The organism is Kitasatospora sp. NPDC005856 (assembly GCF_040629945.1).
Classification (GTDB): Bacteria; Actinomycetota; Actinomycetes; order Streptomycetales; family Streptomycetaceae; genus Kitasatospora.
Window position 1 is genome coordinate 23,604 of sequence record NZ_JBEXWT010000014.1, and the last position, 20,073, is coordinate 43,676.

Annotated in this window: 19 protein-coding genes; 12 read left to right on the top strand and 7 right to left on the bottom strand. The window is 72.9% G+C overall.

All coding sequences use genetic code 11. The features are described from left to right. Nucleotides 1–20: 20 nt before the first annotated feature. Nucleotides 21–602 (bottom strand): MarR family transcriptional regulator, encoded by a 582-nt coding sequence (locus ABZ449_RS11360; RefSeq protein ID WP_360343865.1) that lies wholly within the window; start codon nt 600–602, stop codon nt 21–23. Nucleotides 603–746: 144 nt separating this feature from the next. Between ABZ449_RS11360 and ABZ449_RS11365 the strand changes: the two genes are divergently transcribed. From ABZ449_RS11365 to ABZ449_RS11380, 4 genes are all read left to right on the top strand, one after another. After that, nucleotides 747–2,054 carry an MFS transporter gene (locus ABZ449_RS11365; protein WP_360343867.1) on the top strand — a complete coding sequence of 436 codons (1,308 nt, stop codon included), beginning with the start codon at nt 747–749 and terminating at the stop codon, nt 2,052–2,054. Between the two features lie 187 nt (nt 2,055–2,241). Beyond that, a complete protein-coding gene (locus tag ABZ449_RS11370; RefSeq protein ID WP_360343870.1) occupies nt 2,242–3,873 on the top strand; it encodes a phospholipid carrier-dependent glycosyltransferase in 1,632 nt (543 codons plus the stop codon). Between the two features lie 83 nt (nt 3,874–3,956). Then, nucleotides 3,957–4,742 carry an ABC transporter permease gene (locus ABZ449_RS11375; protein ID WP_360343873.1) on the top strand — a complete coding sequence of 262 codons (786 nt, stop codon included), beginning with the start codon at nt 3,957–3,959 and terminating at the stop codon, nt 4,740–4,742. 266 nt (nt 4,743–5,008) lie between these two features. Then, nucleotides 5,009–5,596, top strand: coding sequence for a TMEM165/GDT1 family protein (locus ABZ449_RS11380; protein ID WP_360344296.1), 588 nt, complete (start codon nt 5,009–5,011; stop codon nt 5,594–5,596). A gap of 55 nt (nt 5,597–5,651) precedes the next feature. Here the strand turns inward: ABZ449_RS11380 and ABZ449_RS11385 are convergent, their stop codons facing one another. Then, nucleotides 5,652–6,878: a peptidoglycan-binding domain-containing protein gene (locus tag ABZ449_RS11385; protein WP_360343876.1), complete on the bottom strand. Its 1,227-nt coding sequence runs from the start codon at nt 6,876–6,878 to the stop codon at nt 5,652–5,654. A 386-nt stretch (nt 6,879–7,264) separates the two neighbouring features. Between ABZ449_RS11385 and ABZ449_RS11390 the strand changes: the two genes are divergently transcribed. From ABZ449_RS11390 to ABZ449_RS11400, 3 genes are read left to right on the top strand one after another with little or no spacing between them, the layout of a single operon-like run. Further along, complete coding sequence (locus ABZ449_RS11390; protein ID WP_360343879.1) at nt 7,265–9,373, top strand: MFS transporter; 2,109 nt, start codon at nt 7,265–7,267, stop codon at nt 9,371–9,373. Between the two features lie 25 nt (nt 9,374–9,398). Continuing rightward, nucleotides 9,399–9,884: a hypothetical protein gene (locus ABZ449_RS11395; protein ID WP_360343882.1), complete on the top strand. Its 486-nt coding sequence runs from the start codon at nt 9,399–9,401 to the stop codon at nt 9,882–9,884. A 45-nt stretch (nt 9,885–9,929) separates the two neighbouring features. Beyond that, on the top strand, nt 9,930–10,253 hold the full coding sequence (locus ABZ449_RS11400; RefSeq protein ID WP_360343885.1) for an antibiotic biosynthesis monooxygenase: 324 nt from the start codon (nt 9,930–9,932) through the stop codon (nt 10,251–10,253). A gap of 2 nt (nt 10,254–10,255) precedes the next feature. Here ABZ449_RS11400 and ABZ449_RS11405 read toward each other — a convergent pair whose 3' ends face one another. Together ABZ449_RS11405 and ABZ449_RS11410 are read right to left on the bottom strand one after the other, a co-directional pair. Further along, entirely contained in the window at nt 10,256–11,167 is a 912-nt protein-coding gene (locus ABZ449_RS11405; RefSeq protein WP_360343888.1) for a LysR family transcriptional regulator, read from the bottom strand. Nucleotides 11,168–11,326: 159 nt separating this feature from the next. Beyond that, nucleotides 11,327–12,235, bottom strand: a complete 909-nt coding sequence (locus ABZ449_RS11410) for an RNA polymerase sigma-70 factor (RefSeq protein WP_360343891.1) — start codon at nt 12,233–12,235, stop codon at nt 11,327–11,329. Nucleotides 12,236–12,406: 171 nt separating this feature from the next. Between ABZ449_RS11410 and ABZ449_RS11415 the strand changes: the two genes are divergently transcribed. After that, nucleotides 12,407–13,483 (top strand): FAD-dependent oxidoreductase, encoded by a 1,077-nt coding sequence (locus ABZ449_RS11415; protein ID WP_360343894.1) that lies wholly within the window; start codon nt 12,407–12,409, stop codon nt 13,481–13,483. A gap of 9 nt (nt 13,484–13,492) precedes the next feature. Here the strand turns inward: ABZ449_RS11415 and ABZ449_RS11420 are convergent, their stop codons facing one another. The 3 genes from ABZ449_RS11420 to ABZ449_RS11430 form a co-directional block, all read right to left on the bottom strand. Beyond that, nucleotides 13,493–13,906, bottom strand: a complete 414-nt coding sequence (locus ABZ449_RS11420; RefSeq protein WP_360343897.1) for an NUDIX hydrolase — start codon at nt 13,904–13,906, stop codon at nt 13,493–13,495. A 103-nt stretch (nt 13,907–14,009) separates the two neighbouring features. Then, complete coding sequence (locus ABZ449_RS11425) at nt 14,010–14,660, bottom strand: M15 family metallopeptidase (protein WP_360343900.1); 651 nt, start codon at nt 14,658–14,660, stop codon at nt 14,010–14,012. Between the two features lie 140 nt (nt 14,661–14,800). After that, a complete protein-coding gene (locus ABZ449_RS11430) occupies nt 14,801–15,340 on the bottom strand; it encodes a GNAT family N-acetyltransferase (RefSeq protein WP_360343903.1) in 540 nt (179 codons plus the stop codon). A gap of 112 nt (nt 15,341–15,452) precedes the next feature. Between ABZ449_RS11430 and ABZ449_RS11435 the strand changes: the two genes are divergently transcribed. The 4 genes from ABZ449_RS11435 (at nt 15,453) to ABZ449_RS11450 (ending at nt 19,869) form a co-directional block, all read left to right on the top strand. Beyond that, the gene (locus ABZ449_RS11435) at nt 15,453–16,667 is read left to right on the top strand and encodes a helix-turn-helix transcriptional regulator (protein ID WP_360343906.1); all 1,215 of its coding nucleotides are present in this window, start codon (nt 15,453–15,455) and stop codon (nt 16,665–16,667) included. Nucleotides 16,668–16,766: 99 nt separating this feature from the next. After that, nucleotides 16,767–17,378 carry an ATP-binding protein gene (locus ABZ449_RS11440; RefSeq protein WP_360343909.1) on the top strand — a complete coding sequence of 204 codons (612 nt, stop codon included), beginning with the start codon at nt 16,767–16,769 and terminating at the stop codon, nt 17,376–17,378. Nucleotides 17,379–17,496: 118 nt separating this feature from the next. Then, nucleotides 17,497–18,585 carry a methyltransferase domain-containing protein gene (locus tag ABZ449_RS11445; protein ID WP_360343912.1) on the top strand — a complete coding sequence of 363 codons (1,089 nt, stop codon included), beginning with the start codon at nt 17,497–17,499 and terminating at the stop codon, nt 18,583–18,585. A 93-nt stretch (nt 18,586–18,678) separates the two neighbouring features. After that, complete coding sequence (locus ABZ449_RS11450) at nt 18,679–19,869, top strand: UDP-N-acetylglucosamine--N-acetylmuramyl-(pentapeptide) pyrophosphoryl-undecaprenol N-acetylglucosamine transferase (RefSeq protein WP_360343915.1); 1,191 nt, start codon at nt 18,679–18,681, stop codon at nt 19,867–19,869. Nucleotides 19,870–20,073: the final 204 nt, after the last annotated feature.

Here is a 20,073-nt window from a genome sequence, read left to right on the forward strand (position 1 = left end):
GCGAGGCGCCCGGACCGGCCCTAGTCCAGGTCGGCGGTGCGCCCGAGCGCGTCCGGCTGGCTCTCCTCGATCCGCCGCAGCATCCGGCCCAGCATCGCGGAGAGCGTGGCCCGCTCCTCGCCCGCGACGTCCTGGAGCAGCTCCTCCTCGAAGACCGCGGCCATCCGCATCGACTCCAGCCACTTGTCGCGGCCGGTCTCGGTGAGCTCGATGATCACCCGCACCCGGTTGGTCTCGTCCCGCTCCCGGGTGACCAGGCCGTCCGCCACCATCCGGTCGATCCGGTGCGTCATCGCCGCCGGGGTGAGCCCGAGGCGCTTGGCCAGCTCGCCCGGCCCCAGCTGGTACGGGCTGCCGGAGACCACCAGCGCCTTGAGCACCTCCCACTCGGCGGAGGTGATTCCGAGCACAGTCAGCTGCCGGTCGTACGCCACGCCCATCCGCCGGGAGACCCGGTTGAGGGTCTGCACGATCGTCTCCACCTGGGGGTCGACGGTGGGGAATTCCCGCTGGTAGACGGCCACCTGCTCGGCGATGCCGAACTCCAGGGGGGTGGCCGGGGCGGGCTTGCCGTCAGCCGGCCGCGGCTTGTCCGTAGTCATGCCGAACAGTGTCGCACGAGGATGCACCCCTTAAGCCTTTGACTCCGCACTCTTCTGGTGCTAAGACTTTATCTCGTCAAACTTTAGCTCTGAAATCTTCTGGACTTAAGAGTTCCAGTCGAAACTCAGGAAGGGATGTGCACGGTGACCGGCACGGTGAAGCAGCAGAGGCAGCAGCGGCGTGGAGCGGGCGGCCCGCTGCGCCGCGTCCAGATCGGCAACGCGCTCAGTGCGTTCGGCAGCGGGTTCACGATGCCGTACATGTTCGTGTACGTGGACCAGGTGCGCGGGCTGGGCTCGCTGGCGGCCGGGATGGTGTTCACCGTCTTCGCGCTGGCGGCCCTCGCCGTCCTGCCGTTCACCGGCCGCGGCATCGACAGGTACGGCCCCCGCCCGGTGCTGCTGGCCGGTACGGCGCTCGCCGCCACCGGCGCGTTCGCCTTCGGCCACGCCACCGGCACCCCGGCCCTGCTGGTCTCCTCCTTCCTGTTCGGCGCGGGTGTCACCACCTGCCAGCCGGCCCTCGCCACGATGATCGTCCGCTGCTCCACGGCGGCCACCCGCTCGCACGCCTTCGCGCTCCAGTTCACCCTGGTCAACCTGGGCATGGGCATCGGCGCCCTGGTCGGCGGGCAGATCGTGAACGTGGCCGACCCGGCCAGCCTCACCCGGCTGTTCACCATCGAGGCGGTGACGTTCCTCGGCCTCGCCCTGGTCACCGGCACCGCCCGGATGCCCATGGTCCAGCTGACCGTCGTCCAGGAGAAGAACGACGGCCCGACGGGGCTGCGCGCGCTGGTCGCCGACAAGGCGATGCTGCGGCTCTGCCTGCTCGCCGGGCTGATCTTCTTCACCTGCTACGGCCAGTTCGAGTCCGGAGTCGCGGCCTTCGCCACCGACACCGTCGGCACCGCGCCCTCCACCCTGGGCCTCGCGATCGGCGCCAACGCGCTGACCATCGTGGTGCTGCAGATGTTCGTGGTGCGGATCACCGCGCGGCGCCGCCGCACCACCGCGATGGCCGCGGCCGGTGTGGTCTGGCTCGGCGCCTGGGCGATGGCCCTGGTGGCCGGCCTGATCCGGACCGAGACCATGGCCGCCACGGTCGCCATCGTCTCGATCTACGCCCTCTTCGGCGTCGGCGAGTCGCTGCTCGCGCCCACCATGGGCCCGATCGTCGCGGACCTCGCCCCGGCCCGGCTGCTCGGCACCTACAACGCCGGGTACGCCCTGGTGAAGCAGATCGCGGTCGCGGTCGGCCCGGCCGTCGGCGTGCTGCTGGTCGGCTCCGGCACCTGGCCGCTCTACCTGGCGGCCATGGCGGGCTCCACGCTGCTGGTCGTCGCCATGGCGCTGCGGCTGCGCCCGTACCTCACGCCGGAGCAGGACAACGCGGCTCCGGCCGTGGTCCACACGCCGGCCCCGGTCCGGGAGCTGCAGACGGCCGCGTAGCGGAACGGACGGCAAGAGCGTTCGGAACGGGCGCCGACCAGGTCACCTGGTCGGCGCCCGTCGCGCTTGGCTTCGCGCGCACCGCCACATAGTGTCAGTGGCTGTTGACCGCCCGGCCCCGCCCGGCGCGGCACGACCCGGGCGGAGCCAGGACCCGGGCAGACCAGACAGGCGAATCGGCGAGGCTATGACGCAAGCGGCGCTCACGCACCCACCGGCGGCCCCGGCCACCGCCGCCCCGGCACCGGCCCCGCGCGGGGGCCTGGTCCGCTGGGCGGCCGACCGCTCCGGCTGGCTCGGACCGATCGCCGTGGCGCTCTTCGCCGGCCTGCTGCGGTTCTGGAACCTCGGCCACCCCGACTCCTTCGTCTTCGACGAGACGTACTACCCCAAGGACGCCTGGTCGCTGCTCCAGCAGGGCTACGAGGGCACCTGGCCCGACCATGCCAACGCCGACATCCTCTCCGTCCCGCAGTCGATCCCGCTGACCTCCGCGCCCGAGTTCATCGCCCACCCGCCGCTCGGCAAGTGGGTCATGGCGATCGGCGAGCAGCTGTTCGGCCTGAACCCCTTCGGCTGGCGGTTCATGACCGCCCTGCTCGGCACCGTCACCGTGCTGATGCTGGCCCGGATCGGCCGCCGCCTCTTCGGCTCCACCCTGATCGGCTGCACCGCCGCGCTGCTGATGTCGGTGGACGGCCTCCAGTTGGTGATGAGCCGGGTCGGCCTGCTCGACGGCATCCAGATGTTCTTCGTGCTCGCCGCCTTCGGCAGCCTGCTGATCGACCGCGACCGCACTCGCGCCCGGCTCGCCACGGCCGCCGGAACCGTCGGCGGCGACACCGTCCGGCTCGGGTGGCGCCCCTGGCGGATCGCCGCCGGGGTGTTCCTCGGCGCCGCCTGCGCGGTCAAGTGGAACGGCGCCCCGATCCTCGCCGCCTTCGGCATCCTGACCGTCCTGTGGGACCAGTCCGGCCGCCGCGCCGCCGGCGCCCGCCACCCCTGGCGGTCCATGCTGCGCCGGGACGCCGTCCCCGCCTTCCTCGCCATGGTCGGCTCCGCCGTGGTGGTGTACGTCGGCGCCTGGAGCGGCTGGCTCGCCACCGGCGGCTCCGGCCCGACCGGCGGGGGCGGCTACGACCGGCACTGGGCCGACGGGCGCGCCGGGCTCTCCCCGGACAGCGTCCTCGGCATCCCGCTGCCGCAGATCCCGATGAGCTGGGTGCCCGCGTCGCTGCGCAGCCTCTGGCACTACCACTCGCAGATGTACGACTTCAACACCGGCCTGAGCACCCCGCACACCTACCAGTCCAACCCCTTCGCCTGGCTGGTCGACGGCCGCCCGGTCTCGATGTACTGGGAGCAGGTCCCGTACGGGCAGCGCGGCTGCACCTCCTCGGGCGGCTGCGCCTCGCAGATCCTCGGCCTCGGCACGCCCTTCCTCTGGTGGGCGGCCTGCTTCGCACTGGTCTACCTGCTGTGGCGCTGGTTCTTCCGGCGGGACTGGCGCTCGGGCGCGGTGCTGTGCGCGGTGGCCGGGATCTACCTGCCCTGGTTCCGGTACCAGGAGCGGACGATCTTCTCCTTCTACATGGTCGTGCTGGTGCCGTTCCTGTGCCTGGCCGTCGCCCAGATGCTCGGGGCGATGCTCGGCCCGCCCGGGTGCAGCCCCGAGCGCCGCCGGATCGGGGCGATCGGGGCCGGGGCGGTCGTGCTCGCGATCGTCGGCTGCTTCGCCTTCTTCTACCCGCTGTACACGGCGGAGGTGATCCCGATGTCGTCCTGGCAGGACCGGATGTGGTTCACCAGCTGGATCTGAGGGCCGCACCCGATGAGCCGTATCCGACGGGCCGTGTCCGATGGGCCTGGGTCTGATGGGCGCCGGCCGATGGGCCGGATCTGATGCTCCCGGCGGACCTGGCGGCCTCCGGCGGCCAGCTGCTGCCGGTCACCCCGCTGCTCGGGGCGGTCACCGCGGTGCTGCTGCTGGCCGCCGTCGCGGTGGCCGGGTGGGGCCTGCTCGGCCACGGTCACGCCGTGCTGCGGGCCGGGCTGCGCGCCGTGGTGCAGCTGGCCGCCGTCGCCGCGGTGATCACCTGGGTGGTCGGTTCGCTCTGGTGGTCGGCGCTGTTCGTGGTGCTGATGTTCTCCGTCGCGGTGCGCACGGCCGGACGGCGGATGACCCCGGGCCCGGACTGGGTCCGGGCGGCGGCCCCGATCGGCGCCGGGGTGCTGCCGGTGCTCGCCCTGCTGCTGGGCACCGGGCTGCTGCCGGCCGAGGGCCTGTCCGTCATCCCGGTCGCGGGCATCCTGATCGGCGGGGCGCTCAGCGCGACCTCGCTGGCCGGGCGGCGGGCCCTGGACGAGCTGCGGCTGCGGCACGGTGAGGTGGAGGCGGCGCTGGCGCTCGGCTTCGAGGAGCGCGACGCCCGGCTGGAGATCTGCCGGACGGCGGCGGCGACCTCGCTCGTCCCGGCGCTGGACCAGACCCGGACGGTCGGCCTGGTCACCCTGCCCGGGGCCTTCGTCGGGATGCTGCTGGGCGGGGCCTCGCCGGTCCAGGCGGGGGCCGTGCAACTGTTCGTGCTGATCGGGTTGCTGGCGGTGGAATCGGTGGCGATCGTGGTGGTGCTGGAACTGGTCGGCCGCGGGCTGGTCGCGGCCGAGCCGGACGGGGTCGCCCGCTAGGGCGTCGGCCGATGCCGCGGGTCGCGGGTCGGTCTCCCCGGACGGGCCCGTTGACCCCGTCGGGTACGCTGGTGGTCGTTGAAGGGGAGTAGCCCTCCACCGGACCGTCGACATACTGACCCCCCAGGGGTCCGGCGCCCGGGGCACCGCTCGAAGAGCGTTGCCGGCGAGACCTTCGGCCGCAGTGCTGTGACCATGACCAGTGCTGTCGGGCCGAAGTGTCCCCTGACGGAGCTGCGGAGGCCGGGCAGCCCGACCGAGGACTCCTGATGAGTATCACCATTGCCGCGTTGACCTTCGGCATCATCTTCCTGTCCGAACTGCCGGACAAGACCGCGCTGGCCAGCCTGGTGCTCGGCACCAAGTACCGCGCGAGCTACGTCTTCGCGGGCATCGCCGCGGCCTTCGCCCTCCAGGTGGGCCTCGCGCTCGTCGCCGGGCACCTGCTCACCCTGCTGCCGCACCGCTGGGTGGAGGGCGTCACCGGCGTGCTGTTCCTGGTCGGCGCGGCGATGCTGCTGTTCCACGGTGGCGAGGAGGAGGACGAGCACGCGGCCAAGGAGCCGTCCTCGAACAGCTTCTGGAAGGTGGCCGGGGCCAGCTTCGTGGTCGTCGCGGTCGCCGAGTTCGGTGACCTGACCCAGATCATGACCGCCAACCTGGCCGCCAAGTACGCCGACCCGCTGGCCGTCGGCCTGGGCTCCTGGCTGGCGCTGTGCGCGGTCGGCGGGATCGCCATCGTGGGCGGGCAGAAGCTGCTCAAGTACGTGCCGATGAAGCTGATCATCCGGGTCGCGGCGACGATCATGGTGGTGCTGGCAGGCATCAGCATCTTCGGGGCGATCACGGGCTGATCCCCGCGCCGGTCGGCGGTCGGCTCTCGGGACGACCGCCGACCGGGCCCTGCGGTCAGCAGGTGTTGTGCTTGTCCAGGGCGGCGCGGGTGTTGGGGCCGAAGATGCCCCGCTTGTCGCCCTTGACGTCCCACATCCACTGGACGTAGCTGACGGTGTTCACGGTGGTGTCGTCGTACAGCCCGGTCACCGGCACGCTCGCCCAGCAGACGACGACGGCGAGCTTCTGCTGGAGGGCCGTGACGTCCGGGCCGCTCATCCCGTACTGCAGGACCCGCGGGGTCGGGGTGGCGGTGGGCGAAGGGGCCGGGGCAGGGGTGCTCGGCGCCGGCGCGGTCGGCGTGGGGGTCGGGACGGGGGGAGCGGCCGGGGCCTCGGCGGTCGGCGTGGCGGTCGGGGCCGGGGCGGCCGTCTTCGTCGGGCTCGGCCTGCGGGTGGGGGTGGGCGTCGGACTCGGCGCCTGGCTGGTCGGCGCCGCCGTGCTCGGGGCGGGCGCCGCCAGGGTGGGCGGGTCCACGGGCGCGGGCACCAGGGTGCTCGTCGGCAGCGGCTGCGCCCGCTTGGCCGGCGGCTCGCCGGAGGGCGTCACCGCGTACGCGACACCGATGGTGAGCGCCACCAGGGCGGCGCCGACCCCGGCGAGCAGCCCCTTGCGCTGGGCGAGCGGGCGCCGGTCGGACTGCTCGGCCGCCCTCCTGGCGGCCCGGCCGCCGCCGGCCTCCGGCCCGGGCGCGCCCGGGGCCCGACCGGTGTTCGAGGCCGGCCCGGCGTCCGGCGCCTGCCCGAAGGAGAAGAGGCCGATCTCGTTCCCGGCCGGCCCCGAAGCCGGTGCGTGCGGGTGCGGGCCCGGCCCGGGCGGGACGGGCGGCAGCACGGTGGTGGCGGCGTAGCCGTCGACCTCCGGGTAGGTGTCGGCCCCCGGGTAGCCGCCGGCCCCCGCGTGGGCACCGGCGGCCACCCCGAACGGGTCCTGCCCCGGGGCGACGGGCGGCAGCACGGTGGTGGCGTACGCGTCGGCGTCCGGTCCGAGCGGGGGAGCGGCCGGCGGCCCGGGCCGCCCCGGGGGCGCGGGCGGCAGCACCGTGGTCGCGAACGGGTCCACCACCGGCGCGTTCGGGTGGGTCCCGTCGGCCACCTGGTCGGCGGTCTGCGGGACGTACGGGCGCACCAGCGGGCCCCCTAGGTGGGGCAGGACGGCGGTCTCGGTGAGGCTCGGGTCCGGGACGCAGCCGCAGCCGGTGGAGCGTGCGGTGCCGCACGTCGGGCAGTGCTGGTCCGGCATCGGCCGGTCCTCCTCGGTTTCGCGTCGACTTCGCGGGCGGATGTTCGGTCGTTCGGCGCACCTTCCGGGCGGACCCGGGGCGCACGATCGCGCCTGATTATGCAGGACCGCCCGAAGGGTGGACAGGGGCGTCCGTCCCCCGGCGGGGGTGTTGTGCCGGTTGGTGCCGGTTGGCTCTCCGGAGAATGCCCGGGGCGCGGCGGTTGTCCCCGGCGCTTACGCTCGGCTCAACCCGATGGAACACATCGGGACGAACCGGCGCACGCTGTGAGCTGGGAGTGATCATCCGCACGGCCCGGCCGACGGGCCCGCGCCCCCATGGAGACGCCATGCCCACGGAGACGTCGTGATGCCCACGGAGACGTCGTGATGTCGACGGAGACGCCATGACGGAGCAGCACGCCGCGTCCGGCCGGAGCGCCGGGTCCGACCGAGCCGCCGGGTCCGACCGGAGTGCCGCGGGCGGGAGCGGCCCGCCGGCGGTCACCGTCCCCAACCTCTGGGTGCCGATCGGCGCCCTGCTGCTGGCGATGCTGCTCGCCGCCCTCGACCAGACCATCGTCTCCACCGCGCTGCCGACCATCGTCAGCGACCTCGGCGGCCTCGAACACCTCTCCTGGGTGGTCACCGCCTACCTGCTGGCGTCCACCGCCGCGACCCCGCTCTGGGGCAAGCTCGGCGACATGTACGGCCGGAAGCGCTTCTTCCAGGCCTCCATCGTGATCTTCCTGCTCGGCTCGGTGCTGTGCGGGATCGCCCAGAACATGGGCGAGCTGATCGCCTTCCGCGCACTCCAGGGCCTGGGCGGCGGCGGGCTGATGGTGCTCTCCCAGGCGATCGTCGGCGACCTCGTCGCCCCGCGGGACCGCGGCCGCTACCAGGGCCTCTTCGGTGCCGTGTTCGGCGTCACCAGCGTGCTCGGGCCGCTGCTCGGCGGCGTGTTCGTCGACAACCTCAGCTGGCGCTGGGTCTTCTACATCAACCTGCCGATCGGCGTCGTCGCCCTGGTGGTGATCGCGATGGTGCTGCACGGGCGGGAGGTCCGGCGCGAGCACCGGATCGACTACCTCGGCACCGTCCTGATCGCCGCCGTCGCCACCTGCCTGGTGCTGATGACCTCGCTCGGCGGGACCACCTGGGACTGGACCTCCTGGCAGATCGTCGGCCTCGGCGTGCTCGGCCTGGTGCTGCTGCTCGCCTTCGTCCTGGTCGAGCGGACCGCGGTGGAGCCGGTGCTGCCGTTGCGGCTGTTCCGCTCGCGGACCTTCAGCCTGGTCGCGGTGATCTCCTTCGTGGTCGGCTTCGCGATGTTCGGCGCGCTGACCTACCTGCCGACCTTCCTCCAGGTGGTCCACCAGGTCTCGCCCACCCTGTCCGGCCTCCACATGCTGCCGATGGTGCTCGGCATGCTGCTCACCTCGATCGGGTCCGGTCAGATCGTCGCCCGCACCGGTCACTACCGGATCTTCCCGATCGCCGGGACGGCCGTGACCACCGTCGGGCTGCTGCTGCTCTCCCGGCTGGACGAGCACAGCAGCACCGCCGAGACGAGCTTCTACTTCCTGGTCTTCGGACTCGGGCTGGGCCTGGTGATGCAGGTGCTGGTGCTGATCGTGCAGAACTCGGTCGGCTACGAGGACCTCGGTGTGGCCACCGCGGGCGCCACCTTCTTCCGCTCCATCGGGGCCTCCTTCGGCGTCTCCATCTTCGGGACGGTCTTCGCGAGCGGCCTGAGCAGCCGGCTCGCCGACGCCCTGGCGGGGGTGCCGCTGCCGCCCGGCTTCCAGCCGGAGACCATCACCTCCGACCCGCGGGTCATCCCCCAGCTGCCGGCCGACGTCCAGCCGGCGGTCTACCACGCGTACGCCGAGTCGATCACCCGGGTGTTCCTGTACGCGGTGCCGGTCGCGGTGGTCGCCTTCGTGCTGTCGCTGTTCCTGCGCGAACAGAAGCTGCGCTCCAGCGTCACCGCGCCGGACCTCGGCGAGTCCATCGGCGTCAACCCGGTCGAGCGCACCTCGCTGGACGAGATCGCCCGCGCGCTCTCGGTGCTGAACGGCCGCGAGGCCCGGCGCGACCTCTTCCGGCGGATCACCGAGACCGCCGGGCTGGACCTGCGGCCCGCCTCCAGCTGGCTGCTCCTCCAGGTGCACCAGCACGGCTCGGTCGAGCCGGCCGAACTGGCCGAGCGGCGGATCGTCCCGATGGCCGTCGTGGAGGAGGCCGTCCGGGAGGTGGAGGGCCGGGGACTGGCCGTACGGTCCGGCGGGCTGCCGCTGCGGCTCACCGAAGCGGGGGAGGAGGTGGCGCTGCGGTTGGTCGCCGCCCGGCGCACCCAGCTCGCCGAACTGCTGGGGGACTGGGACGAGCAGCGGTACGCCGAACTCGCCGGGGTGCTGAACCGGCTCAGCTCCTCGCTCTGTGCGGACCTGCGGGACCGACCGGACCCGTCGGGACCCCAGGGGCCGTACCGTGGGGAGGGCCGGTCGTTCTGACGGCCTGCCGGAAAGGTGGTGCGGCATGCCGCTCGAAATCGAGCGCAAGTTCCTGCTGGGTGACTTCGAGCCGCCGGACACGGCGGTGCGGCAGCACATCGAGCAGGGCTACATCACGATCAAGGACGACGGGACGGAGGTGCGGCTGCGGCGGATCGCCGACAGCTGCGTCCTCGGCGTCAAGCGCAAGGACTCCTCGGCCGGCGCACCGGTCCGGATCGAGGTGGAACGCGAGCTCGGGGAACAGGAGTTCACCGAACTCTGGCCCGCCACCGAGGGGGCGCGACTGAGCAAGGACCGCTACACCTTCGAGGCCTCCGGCGTCACGGTCTACGCGGACGTCTACCAGGGGGAGCTGGCCGGACTGCGCACCGCCGAGGTCGAGTTCGGCTCGGAGGCCGAGGCGGAGGCGTTCTCGGCACCGGAGTGGTTCGGCGCCGAGATCACCGGCGTGAAGGCCTACAAGAACCAGACCCTCGCGACCCGTGGACGGCCCGGCCGTGAGGTGTAGCAGACTGCTGTCCGTCAGCAGTCACCGAAACAGAAGGAGCGTGCCATGTCCGTCGTCAAGATCAACGTCCTGACGGTGCCGGCCGAGCAGCGCGAGGTGCTGGAGCAGCGCTTCGCCTCCCGCGCCGGCGCGGTGGAGAACTCGGACGGCTTCGAGTGGTTCGAGCTCCTGCGCCCCGTCGAGGGCACCGACCAGTACCTCGTCTACACCCGCTGGCGCAGCGAGGAGGACTTCAAGGCCTGGATGGAGGGCCCCATGAAGTCCGCCCACCAGAACGGCGGTGAGGGCGAGGCCCCCAAGCGTCCCGCCGCCACCGGCTCCACGCTCTGGTCCTTCGAGGTCGTCCAGTCGGCGGGCCCCAAGGCCTGACGTCAGGAGAGCCGTTGCGCGCCCCGGGGTTCGTCTAACCCCGGGGCGCGCTCGTGTGCGGGGAGGGGGCGGAGGGCGGGCAGGGGGGCGTGGTCGGTGGGCCAGAGGAGGCGGAGGTGGAGGGGCGGGGGGTCGAGGGGGAGGCGGGTGAGGGTGCCGGCGGTGAGGCGGTCGTGGACGGCGTGGGCGGGGAGGAGGGCGATGCCGAGGCCCTGTTCGGCGCAGGCACGGGTGGTGGGGACGGCGCCGGTGTGGAGGCGTTGGACGTGGGAGCCGAGGAGGCGGTCGCCGGCGAGGCGGTAGGAGCAGGTGGGGGAGCCGACGAGGAGGCGCTGGCCGCGGAGGTGGTCGGGGGTGAGGGTGGTGGCGCGGGCCAGTGGGTGGGTGGGGGCCGCGACCAGGGCGAGGGGGACGGCCTGGAGGTCGAGGTGGTCGAGCGGGGCGGGTGGCAGGGGGAAGCCGAGCGCGCCGAGCGGGCCGGGGGCGTCCAGGACGACGGCGGCGTCCAGGGCACCGGCCGCGACACCGTCGAGGAGCGCGTCACGGGCGCGGTCGGTGTGGAGGGACAGGTCCAGGCCGTGCCGGCGGTCGGTGAGGCGGGCGAGGACGGCCGGGAGGTGGGTGGCGGCGACGGCTGCCAGGACGCCGAGGCGCAGCCGGGTCCGGGCGGCGACGGCGACGGAGACTTCGCGGCGGGCCTGTTCGGCCTGGTCGAGGAGACGGCGGGACCAGGGCAGCAGCCGCTCTCCCGCCGAGGTGAGGGTCAGGTCGCGCCGCGCCCGGTCGAACAGGTCGGTGCCGAGGCTGAGCTCGAGGGTGCGGACCTGTTCGGAGACGGAGGACGGGGTCACCCCGAGCGCCATGGCCGCGCCGGCGACGGTGCGATGGATGACGACGGCCTCGAAGACGCGCAACTGACCTAGTTCCACTGGCTCCCCCGAACGCCCTCGTTCCCGGTGCTGCGGGACAGCGTACGGGGGCGTGCGAGGGCGCACGGGGGTTCCCGGGTTCCGGCCGTCCGGGGGCGTTCCCGGGTTCCGGCCGTCCGGGGCTTCGGAGGGCGGACCGCCCTCTCAGAGGCTCACCGGCGTCTCCCGCTCCATGTGGGTGAGCTTCTCCGGGTTGCGCACCGAGTAGATGCCGGTGATCAGCCCCTCGTCGATCCGCATCGCCACCACCAGGTCGATCTCCCCGTCCATCCGCAGGATCAGCGCCGGGTGCCCGTTGACCTGGGCCGGTTCGCACGTCCTCAGCGGCCCCCACACCGCCACGCCCGCGGCCAGCAGGCGGCCCACGGGCCCCGCGCCGACGGTGGGCCGGGGCATGGCCTGCTTGATGCCGCCGCCGTCGCTCAGCGCGACCACGTCGGGGGCGAGGAGGTCCAGGAGCTGTTGCAGGTCGCCCGTCTCGACGGCCCGTCGGAAGGCGGCGACGGCGGTGCGGGCCTCGTCGGCCGAGACCGCGCCGCGCGGTCGGCGGGCGGCGACGTGGGCGCGCGCCCGGTGGGCGATCTGGCGGACCGTGACCGGGGTCCTGTCGACGGCCTCCGCGATCTCCTCGTACCCGAGGCCGAACACCTCGCGCAGCACGAACACCGCCCGCTCGGTGGGTGCGAGGGTCTCCAGGACCATCATCATCGCCATCGAGATGCTGTCCGCCAGCTCGACCTGCTCGGCGACGTCCGGCGAGGTGAGCAGCGGTTCGGGCAGCCACGGGCCGACGTAGGACTCCTTGCGCCGGCCGATCGTGCGCAGCCGTCCGAGCGCCTGTCGGGTGGTGATCCGGACGAGGTAGGCGCGCCGGTCCCGCACGACGGCGAGGTCGACGCCCGCCCAGCGCAGCCAGGTCTCCTGGAGGACGTCCTCGGCGTCCACCGCCGAGCCGAGCATCTCGTAGGCGACGGTGAACAGCAGGTTGCGGTGGGCGACGAAGGCCTCGGTGGCCGGGTCGGGGTGGCGGCCGTCCGCGTGCTCGCCGCTCATCTCGGGTCTCCTTCCGTCGGCTGGTGCCTCCCACAGGACGCCGGAGCCCGCCGATCCGTGACAGCCCGGCGATGTGACCTGCGCCATACGGCCGCCGGTGTCACGCCGGGGCGCCCGTCGGCATCTCCTGTCCGACCGAACGGAAACGCGGTGCGTCGGCAGGAGGCCGGGATGACGGTGGTACCCGAGATGAAGGTGGTCGTGGTGGGCGCCGGTTACGCGGGCATGCTCGCGGCGAACCGGGTCGCGCGGAAGGTGCGGGCCGCCGAGGTGACGGTGGTCAACCCGCGCCCGGACTTCGTGGAGCGGGTGCGGCTGCACCAGCGGATCGCGGGGACGGCCGCCGCCGTGGAACCGATCGCGTCGATGCTCCGGGACGGGGTCGCGCTGGAGGTCGGCACCGTCGACCGGATCGGCGACGGCGTCGTCACGCTGGACGACGGAACGGGCCTCACCTTCGACTGGGCGTTCCTCGCCGTGGGCAGCACGGTGCGGCCGATGCCGGGAACCGTCCCGGTGGGCAGCTGGGAGGGCGCGGAGCAGGCCCGGACGGCGCTGGCCGCGCTGCCCGCCGGGAGCGCGGTCACGGTGGTCGGCGGCGGCCCGACCGGCATCGAGACGGCGGCCGAGCTCGCCGAGGCGCGGCCGGACCTGCGGGTGCGGATCGTCGGGTCGGCGGTGGCCGGGGACTTCACCGAGCGGGCGCACCGGAAGGTCCGGGACGGGCTGGCGCGGTTGGGCGTCGAGGCGGTGGACGGCCACGTCGTGCGGACCACCGAGAGTGCGGTGCACCTGCGGTCGGGCGTGGCGCTCGCCTCCGACCTGACCCTGTGGGCGATCGTGTCGGGCGTCCCCGGGCTCGCCACCCGCAGCGGCCTCACCGTCGACGGGGACGGCCGGATGGCCGTGGACGCGTCCCTGCGCAGCGTCGACGACGAGCGGCTCTTCGCCATCGGCGACTGCGCCGCCGTCCCCGGCGCCCGCTTCGCCTGCGCGCTGGCCGGCCCGCAGGCCGTCCGCGCGGTGGACAACCTGCGTCGCCTGCTCGCGGGCCGCACCCCCGCGCCGTACACCCCGCGCTACGTCGCCCGGGCCGTCACCCTCGGCCGGCGCGGCGCGGTGGCTCAGTTCACCCGGCGCGACGACAGCCTGCGGCGCTCGCACCTCGCCGGGCGCGGCGGGGTCATGCTCAAGGAACTGGCCTCCCGCGGCGGGAAGTTCGGTGCCCGGACGGGCATCGGGGGCTGAGTTCCCCGTTCAGCCGGCGAGCGTGCCGTCCAGGTACTCCTGGACCGGCGGGAACATCGGGAACGGCACGTATCCCGCCAGCTCGGCACGGGACGCCCACACCACCCGGTCCAACTCGTCGGCGTCCCTCACCATGGCGGTGCCGCCGACCACCTCGCAGGCCGTGTACGCCATCCGCCGCCCGCTCTGCGGATGCTCCCGCTCACCGAGCAGCCGGGCGGCGGCGACGCGGAGGCCGGTCTCCTCGGCGGTCTCACGCACGGCCGCCTCCTCCGGGGACTCGTCCGGCTCGACCTCCCCGGCGGGGAACTGCCAGGACAGCTCGCCCTCGGCGACCCGCCGCCGCACCATCAGCACCCGGCCGTCCTTGACCACGATCGCGACGGCGACGGCGGGGAGTTGCTCGGGGTTCTGCTCGGTCATCGTCCTGCTCCTCGGGCCCGCTCCGGTGTCGACGCCATCTTGGCCCGAGGCCGGGGGCACGGTCGGGTACCGGTGCGCGGCCGCGTGTCGTGGCCGCTCGCGGCTACCGGTGCGCCGGCCCGTAGAGCGCGGACGGCGCGCCGGTGGCCAGCGCCCAGTAGCGGTCCCCGTACGACCAGTGCCACCACTCGGTGGGGTAGTTGACGAGCCCGGCGCCGGTCAGGGCGTCGCTGAGCAGCCGCCGGTTGGCGCGGGCCTGAGCACTGATGCCGTCGGCGTGGGTGTAGCAGGCCCCGGCGCTCTCCTCCGGACTGGCGTTGACCCTGGTGCCGAGGTCGAGTTCACGGCCGTCGGCGTCGACGAGGGTGAGGTCGACGGCGGCCCCGGCACTGTGCGGCGCGATCTCCGGCGGCGAGACGTAGCGGCTGGTCGCCGACCGGATCCGGTCGGCCGGCCAGTCGGGGTTCGCGGTGCGCAACTCGGCGGCGTACTCGTCGAAGTAGCTGCTCTGGAGAGCCGGTGGCCGGTAGCCCTCGACGAACAGCAGCCGCAGGCCGTCGGGCAGCGCGGCCTGCGCGTCGAGCAGCCGGTCCAGGACACCGGCCCTCAGGTGCGCGAAGGCGCCGGTGCCGTCCTGCTTGCGCTCGTCGACGAGGAGCCCGTTGCCGCTCCGTACGTCCAGCAACTGTTCGGCGCGGTGCGCGACGGGGATCGCGGCGACCTTCGGATCGGACATGAGGATGATCTCGCTCAACACGCCTCCTGGGGAAGGGAACCCACGCTACGGCAGGGGAGTGCCGTGCTCGAGGAGGGGGCCTCGGTGCGGGCAGGGCCTGCGCCGGCCAGCGCAGGCCCTGAGACGCCCACTTCTCGTTCCGGCTGTTGCCGAGTGGCCTACGGATGCGGCAGGTCGAGGACCATCACGTCGTGTCGGGCCGCACCCTCCCAGGGGATTGCTGATCCGACCCGGCGGTAGCCCCAGGCTCGGTAAGCGGCCTGGGCGTTCGTTGCCTCTGGACGGCTGTTCAGCATCACCCGCTCGTTGTCGAGTACTTCGGTGAGGGCACGGTGCATGTGGGAGGCGATGCCTTGGCCGCGCCGCTGGGGCCGGACCGCCAGTTCGAAGAGGCCGAACGTCCGCTTGCCGTCCTCGCGCCTGAGGTCATTGGGCACGGGGTCGATCAAGGTGTCCCACCATCCGGTGTTCGCAGACAGAGGGTAGCCATAGGCCATCCCGACGACGGCTTCTTCGTCGAAGGGGATCGCTGCCCGGAACCCGGGCCGCCGCATCTGGGAGCGGAACCGCCGAAACGCTCGCTCCACATCGGCCGGACCTTCACCGTAGGGAGGCTCCGCGAATGCTTCGGCGAACACCTGCTTCAACTCTGACTCCAGTTCGGCAGTTTGCTCACCGTTCAGGAGCTGAACCGTCACTGTCACACCGCCCTCTGCTTCCGGGCCGCAACCCCAAGTACTCGAAGTTCCTCAACGCAGCCCCGGATTCTCCAGGCTGCCCGAGACGGCCCCGCGGCCATAGGCTGTTGGCATGGCCTTGGATCCCGCACTGCCCGTTGGCCGGCGCATCCAGTACTACCGGGAGCGTGCCGGAAAGTCCCGTCCGGTGTTGGCCGCCTTGCTGGGGCGGTCGTCGAGTTGGCTGAAGCAAGTGGAGAACGGGGCGTTGTTGCCGCCGCGCCTGCCGATGCTCGTGCGTATCGCTCAGCACTTGGGGATTGACGACATCTCCTTGCTGACGGGCGATGTCAGTATGCCAACGGCCCTGTACTCCGGAGTGGAGCACGCGTCCCTGGACTCTGTACGGCGGGCGGTCGACGGATCGCCGTTGGGGCTGTCCTCCGGGCCGGTGCCGAACCTGGACCACGTCGCGGCCCGGTTGGCGAACGCCTGGCGGACCAGGATGACCCGGGGAGATCACCGAACCGCCTTGGCGGAGTTGTTGCCGTCGCTTGTGTCGGCCGCCTCTTCAGCGGTTTCCCATCCGGACTGCGCAGACCGGCGACGGGCGGAGGTGATGTATGCCAGCGCGCTGAACCTGACGCAGATGTACGCGGCGTTCCAGGGTGACGGCAACCTGGTCTGGCGGGTGGCCGAGCGTGCCTTGGCGACCGCGAGGGCGGCGGGCGACGCGCAGGCGATCGGGCAGGCATGTTGGTTCCTGGTCGAGGCGTTCCGGAAGTCCGGCCAGTGGGACAGCGCCCAGTCGCTCACCGAAGACGCTCTTCGGCTGCTGGATCCGATTCGGGCGAGCACGCCGGAACTGGCCTGTGCCTGGGCTGACATGGCATTCCATGCCGCCATCACTCACGCCGTGGCCGGGGAAGCCGGTGAGGCGTGGGGCTGGATCGACCGTGCGGCGGCCGTCGCCGAGCGCCTGCCGGAGGACTTCTGGAGCGCCCCTACCTCGGGGTCTCGCCAGGCTGTCGCGCTGCACTCGGTGACTGTGGCCGTCGAGCTCCGGCAGACCGGCACGGCGTTGCGCTGGGCTCGACGGCTGCCGACCGCCGATGTCACGGCGGTTCCCCGCCGCGGTCGCCACCTGATCGAGGTCGCGAGGGCGCACGCTCTCCGCGGCGAATCGGGGTCCGTTGCCGGACTGCTTACGGACGCCGTCGCTGTCGCGCCCGAGACGGCGCGCTGGAACGAGGAGGCCCGAGCCATGGTTCGAGGGTTGGTCGATGGCCAGCCCTCGATGCGGGAGGCCGGACGGCGTTTGGCTGATTCCATCGGAATGGCGGCGTAGCGACCGCAGGAACTGGAGGCAGAAACTCTGCCCCTCGCATCGCACCGAGACCGTAGCGTCGAGTGACGCTACGGTCTCGGTGCGTGAGGGAGCGTACGAATGGCGCAGGATGCAGCTGCGGCGGCGAAGACGGTCAGGCTGTCCGATGTGGTGGTGGCGGAACTCGATCCGGCGTCGACCTACGGCTACGGCTTTCGCCGGGACCCGATGGCGCAAGTCAACCGTGTGCGTGACGACCGACGTGTCGAACCGGGGGCCCGTGAGGCGGAACCAGAGGTCCGAATCGACTGTTCCAGTGCCGCCTCTCGGGTGGCCATCAGGCCGGCGACTGCCAGCCTGCCGTACCAGGCTGAGTCCGTGGGTGCTGCGCGTCGTGTCGTTGGCGCAAAGTTGCGGGAATGGGAGCTGGACGCGCTGGTGGACGATGCCCTGTTGATCGTCAGTGAGCTGGCCACCAACGCCGTCGAGACCGGCTGCCAGACGCGCATGGTTGTCGCCGTGCGTCGCCCGAGCGACCGGATCGTCCGCATTCTCGTCGGTGATGGCTCCCGCACGATGCCCGTGATGATCCAGGCCGGGCCCTACGCGACGTCGGGGCGCGGGCTTGCGCTGGTCCACCGGCTCACTCAAGGCCGCTGGGGTGTCAGCCTCCGCCCCTTCGGGAAGGTCGTGCATGCTGATCTCGCGACGTCCGCCCCGGCGACGCGGTGAACCGGCCGCCGGGGTGGCAGCCACTCCGGGAAGCCGGACGCGGCGTCGCAGGACGGCAAGCGGGATGCCCCGCCCACCAACCTGCCCAAGCCGTCGAAGCCTTGAGAGGAGCAGCCACGTGAAGTGGAACGCGCTCGCCGACGCACTCCTGGAATCCGGGGCGCTGTCGGCCGACTGGGAGCCGGCGTTCCGGGCCGTGCCCCGCCGCCTGTTCGTCCCGGACCGGATCCACCACGGGGGCGAGTGGCTCGACCGGACCGAACGCCCGGTCGAGTGGGGTGAGTTGGTCCACTCGGACATCCCGCTGGTGACCCGGCTGGACGAGGACGGCAGCACGCCGTCCTCGGCCGGATCGATGCCCACCGTCGTGGCTCAGATGCTCCGGCACCTCCAGGCCGCCGACGGCATGCGGGTGTTGGACATCGGCACCGGCACGGGCTGGACGGCCGCGCTGCTGGCCCGCCGGCTCGGGGCGGCGAACGTCACCACCGTGGAGCTGGACCCCGAACTGGCCGGGGCCGCGCGGCGCCGTCTGGCGTCGAATCTCCTGCCGGTCAAGGCCGTTGTCGGCGATGGCATGCTCGGCCATCCGGCGGGCGCACCGTACGACCGGGTCCACGTCACCGCCGCCGTGCAGCGCGTCCCCGGGGCACTGATCGAGCAGACGGTTCCCGGCGGCGTGATCGTCGTCCCGTACGGCACGGCGTTCTGCAACGGCGGGCTGCTGAAGCTCACTGTCGCCGAGGACGGCCGGTCCGCGAGCGGGCCGTTCGTCGAGGACGTCGCCTTCATGTGGGTTCGGGGCCAACGCCCCGGGAGCGGCGAGTTCGAGATCGGGGACGTCCGGCACGGCCCGTCCGCGCTCGACCCCGCCGCCGTGGCCGAGCACACCGACGCCGCCTTCGCGATCGGGCTGCGGCTGCCGGGTCTGTTCCGGCAGGAGGTGTGGGCGGGCTACGACCGCTTCGGCACGGGCCGGTTCGAGGTCTGGGACGGGGTCTCGTACGCCCACTGCCGCCTCGCCGACTGGGACGGCGAGCACGCCGTCTCGCAGTCCGGCCCCCGCAACCTGTGGGACGAGGTGACCGCCGCCCACGCCTGGTGGCAGCGCCAGGGCGCGCCGGGCCTCGACCGGTTCGGCCTGACCGTCACCGTCGCGGGCGAGCACCGGGCGTGGCTGGACTATCCGGACCGCGTGGTCGGGTGAGGTGCGGTGGTGCGAAGCGCGTCCCGGGCTCGCGAGCCCGGGACGCGCAGGCGAGATGGGCGGAAGGCCCGACGGCACTGCTATGTTCCAGACGTGAACCGGGACATCAGCGATCTCGTCTCTCGTCTTGGCCGACCTCTGCGGCTGATCGTCACCGGCGGCGGAACGGGCGGCCACACCTACCCGGCGCTCACTGCGATCCGCGCCCTGCGCTCGCGGCTCGCCGAGGCCGATGGTGCGCTGGATGTGCTGTGGATCGGCACCGCCGCCGGCCTTGAGGCCAAGGTGACCGCTGCCGAGAACATCCCCTTCAGGACCGTCGCCACCGGGAAGATCCGGCGCTCCGCCAACCCGCTCAAGCTGGTGTCGCCCGCCAACGTCAAGGACATGGGCCGTGTTCCCCTGGGAGTGGCCCAGGCCCGCTCCGCGGTCGCCGACTTCGGCCCGGACGTGGTGCTCGGTACGGGCGGCTACGTCGCGGTGCCGGTCGGGATGGCCGCCCGGATGTGCCATCGGCCGCTGGTGGTCCACGAGCAGACCGTCCGGCTCGGCCTGGGCAACCGGGCGCTGGCCCGGATGGCGACCCGGGTCGCGGTCTCCTCCGAGTCGACGCTCCGGTTCCTGCCCGAGTCCGCCCGCGCCACCGCCGTGGTGACCGGCAACCCGGTCCGCCCGGAGGTGCTGACCGGCCAGGGTGACAAGGCGATCCAGGCGCTCGGGCTGTGGGGCTTCGACCGTTCCTTGCCGACCGTGTACGTCACCGGCGGTGCACAGGGCTCCCGGCAGATCAACGAGCTGGTGAGCGAGATCCTGCCGTGGTTGCTCGGCCACGCCAACGTGGTCCACCAGTGCGGGCCCAGCCACGAGGAGCGGCTCCGGGAGCGAGCAGCGGGGCTGCCGGAGCACCTGCGATCACGGTACCTGGTGACCGGCTTCGTCGGCCCGGAGCTACCGGACGTGCTCGCCCTCGCGGACGTGGTCGTCTCCCGCAGCGGTGCGGGGACGCTGGCCGAGCTGACCGCGCTGGGGCGGGCCGCGGTGTTCATCCCGTTGGCGACGTCGGCCGGGAACGAACAGGAGCACAACGCCCGTCACCTGGCGGACGCCGGCGCGGCGGTGGCCCTGCTCGGTCGGGCCGCACCGGACACCCTCCAGGCCGCGATCGGTCCGCTGCTGACGGACCCGGCCCGTCGCGCGGACATCGCGCGACGGGCCGCCGAGCACGGTCGGCCGGACGCCGCCGACCGTCTCGTGGACGTGCTGCTGTCGGTCGTGGACCGCTAGTTCTCCAGGCCCAGCAGGTGCCGGACGGCGCCGGCCTGGATGCATGGTGGTCGGTTGACGAGGTGCGGTGAAGCGCGCCCTGGGCTCGCGAGCCCAGGGCGCGCGGGGGAGTGCGTGCACGCGCCGCCCGAATGGGTGACGAGGAACAGAGTTTGACGAGGCGTTACGGCATTACGGTGAAGATTGCGATGCCGGGTGCTCGGG